2 protein-coding genes and 1 pseudogene are annotated in these 3,756 nt (G+C 45.5%); all 3 read right to left on the bottom strand.

All coding sequences use genetic code 11. From position 1 onward, the window contains the following. Positions 1-896 (bottom strand): annotated as a pseudogene (locus B7X71_RS13555) (glutamate synthase subunit alpha); the annotation flags it as partial. Positions 897-1,090: 194 nt separating this feature from the next. Continuing rightward, entirely contained in the window at positions 1,091-1,795 is a 705-nt protein-coding gene (locus tag B7X71_RS13550) for a transposase (RefSeq protein WP_293601016.1), read from the bottom strand. Between the two features lie 12 nt (positions 1,796-1,807). Next, positions 1,808-3,756, bottom strand: a 1,949-nt coding sequence (locus B7X71_RS13545) for a PBP1A family penicillin-binding protein (protein ID WP_293601015.1), incomplete at its 5' end; no start/stop codon positions are given.

Here is a 3,756-nt window from a genome sequence, read left to right as displayed (position 1 = left end):
GGATAAATGAGTGGCCATAATTTTTTGAGGTCATCACCCAACACTGGGGAGCTAATGGCGCCCTCTCGTGCATTCACCCAATTGACGTTACCCTTAACAGTATTGATCTCACCGTTGTGCGCAATCATGCGGTATGGGTGAGCCAACTCCCAAGCTGGGAAAGTATTGGTTGAGAAGCGCTGGTGTACTAAAGCTAATGCAGATACTGTACGTGGATCTTGTAAATCTTTATAGTACGCACCCACTTGGTTTGCTAACAGCAAACCCTTGTAAACAATGGTCCGAGCAGACATTGATGCTACAAAATATTCTTTGCCATGCTTTAAATGTAAATCTTGAATAGCATGGCTTGCAGTTTTACGAATGACATACAACTTACGCTCAAGCGCATCCGTTGTCATGATGTCACGTCCGCGCCCAATAAAAATTTGACGGATAAATGGCTCTGTCATTTGAACGGTTGGAGACATCGGCAATTTCACATCGATGGGTACATCTCTCCAACCCAATACGACTTGACCTTCTAAACGTACAGTGCGCTCCAATTCTTGCTCACAAGCTAAACGAGAAGCATGTTCCTTAGGCAAGAAAATCATGCCGACACCGTACTCACCGAACGGTGGCAACTCGACGCCTTGCTTTGCCATTTCTTCTCGATACAAAGTATCGGGAACCTGAATCAATATTCCTGCGCCATCACCCATTAGAGGGTCCGCACCTACGGCTCCCCGGTGATCCAAGTTCTCAAGAATTTTCAATCCCTGAGTAACGATCTCATGTGACTTCTTGCCTTTGATGTGGGCAACGAATCCTACGCCGCAAGCATCATGCTCATTTTGTGGATCGTAAAGACCCTGCGCGATTGGGCGAAGGTCTGTGTTCATTTGTGTAGTCATGGTATTTCCGTTTGCCCTGGGGGCCTGATTACTTTTGGAGAATCAAATATAGGGGAATACCCATGCTGATGCAATAGAAATAAAATGAATCTGTCCCATTTAAATTAGGCAATAAGTAAAATTCATTTATATAAAAGGGACAGAGTCAGAACTTTACGGCCAAGCAGTAAAATACTAAAGACCTTAAGTATTACTTAAGTCATTGAATTTATTGGTATTAATTTTTTTGGACGTCCACGATGTCGGATTAGTACTTGATCGGGATTATCTTTGAATACGCTCTTTGCATAGATATCGCTGACCCAAGGCTTGGATCTCACTAATGCCTCAGTAATTTCGCGATCTTCCCAGTGAGGTGCGCCTTCCTTAACAAACCCTGCCCATGTCATTTGTCGCTCAAACGGGGTATTACCCAGCTTCCAAAAGTGCTGGTGATCAACCAACCAAGGCTCAGCATTACCACCAATGTGGGAGGCAAAACTAGTCCAAGTTGAATCTTGAGGGTTCGATTCAAAGCCAGCCCTTACGGGATTGAGCTCAATATAACGTTGGCAACGCAGAAAATAATCAGGGTCTATTAGCGAAGAACGATAACGCCCCTCCCAAATTGTTCCAGAACGGTGGTGCTGTTGATTGAAATACTGGGCATAACGCCTACCTAGAGATTGCATCGTCTTCGCAAGCGAATCTTCATTTTGGGGAGTCATTAAGAGATGCACATGGTTTGGCATCAAAGCGAATGCATGCACTGCACTACCAAATTGTTTTGCTGCCTCTCGCAGCCAATCTAAATAGGTGCAGCGATCAGAATCATTAAAGAAAAGTGTTTCCCGATTATTGCCACGAACCATGACATGCATTGCTTGACCAGGAATAATGGTACGCGCTTGCCTTGCCATTGCTAAGACGAACTACTGCAGTTCGCGCACACCACCATTATTAGAGAACTCAGGGATAAACCAATCACCATCAACTTGAGTCACACCTGCCGGTACTTCACGCGCTTGTTGTGGCTGATCTTTTAACGCGGTGCTCATATAAGAGATCCACATAGGCAGAGCAAGACCGCCACCAGTTTCACGATCACCTAAGCTTGCCGGCTTATCAAAACCAATCCAAGCAATTGCAACTACCTGCGGGTTATATCCCGCAAACCAAGCATCGTGGGACTCATTAGTAGTACCCGTTTTACCGGCAATGTCAGAGCGACCCAATTTCGCTCTTGCACTTGCGGCGGTTCCAGTCTTCGTGACCTCTTGCAACATACTATCTATCACAAAGGCTGTGCGCGCATCCAATACACGAGTCGCATCCTCGTGTGCGTGAGTAGGTTTAGCTTCAAATAAAACCGTACCCTTTGAATCCGTCATCTTATTAATTAAGTATGGGTCTACACGATAGCCGCCGTTAGCAAACACACTATATGCGGATGCCATTTGCAAAGGGGCCACGGTGCCTGCGCCTAATGCCATGGTTAGGTAAGGAGGATGCTTTTCTGCCTCAAACCCAAAGCGCTGAATATATTCTTGCGCATAGGAGGGACCAATGGCGCGGATTAGGCGAACAGAAACCAAGTTTTTTGATTTAGCCAAAGCAATACGCAAACGCATCATGCCCTCATACTTACCATCATAGTTTTTTGGCTCCCAGGCTTGGCTACCTGTTTCCATACTGCCAATCGATAATGGCGCATCGTTCACCATGGTGCTTGGAGAAAAACCTTTCTCGATTGCGGCAGCATAAATAAACGGCTTAAATGAGGAGCCTGGCTGGCGTTGGGCCTGAGTCACATGATTAAACTGATTACGGCGGAAATCAAACCCCCCCACTAATGAGAGGATCGCGCCCGTATCAGCATTCATAGAAATAAAGGCGGCCTCAACCTGAGGGAGTTGTGCCAACTTCCAAATACCCCCATCGGATAGCAATCTAATAATGGCACCAGGGCGTAAACGTTTTTTTGGTTGAGTACTGTCAGTTAAGGAAGCAGTAGCTAGTTTCATGCTCTCACCCTTTAAGGTGATCACATCCCCAGTAGCAATCATGACCTGCATTTCTTTTGGCTTGACATCAAGCACTACCCCAGACTGCAAATCATCTAACTGGGGGTAAGCTAACAAAGCCTCGTCAATTGCACGCTGACGCTTCGTCGCATCTTCCGGTAAATCAATGAAACCTTCCGGACCACGATAAGCATGGCGCAAATCATATTCAAAAATACCTCGACGCACCGCTCTATATGCTGCATCTTGATCTGCCTTCAAGAGCGTGGTGTATACATCAATTCCTTGGGAATAAATTGCCTCACCGTATTGACTAAACAATAATTGACGCACCATCTCTGAAGCAAAATCGGCGCGAGTACTAAACTCATTTCCCAAGCCCCGAATATGCAACTCTTCTGCCATGGCAACTTGATACTGCTCGGGAGTGATGTATGACAAATCCCGCATACGCTGCAAAATATATTCCTGGCGAATTTTTGCGCGACGAAAATTGCTTACTGGGTTGTATGCCGATGGTGCTTTTGGCAAACCTGCCAACATCGCAGATTCAGCAATCGTGATGTCCCTTAATTCTTTCCCAAAATAAATCTGGGCTGCACTAGAAAATCCATACGCCCTTTGCCCCAAAAAAATCTGATTCATGTATATCTCAAGAATCTTATCTTTGCTTAATTGAGACTCAATTTCCCAAGAGAGGAGAACTTCATAAATCTTACGACTAAAGGTTTTTTCGTTACTCAGAAAAAAATTCCGGGCAACCTGCATGGTGATGGTTGATGCACCCTGAGAAAGATTACCGCGTAAATTGGTGAGCGCAGCCCTTAAGATGCCCACGTAATCAACGCCACCATGAG

The organism is Polynucleobacter sp. 39-46-10 (assembly GCF_002282275.1).
The sequence above is the reverse complement of the archived record's forward strand: the minus strand, read 5'-3'. Positions and strand labels throughout refer to the sequence as shown.

Bases quoted from the DNA above. Each gene is read 5' to 3' on its own strand.
- B7X71_RS13550 (WP_293601016.1), bottom strand. From the start codon at position 1,795: ATGGCAAGGCAAGCGCGTACCATTATTCCTGGTCAAGCAATGCATGTC.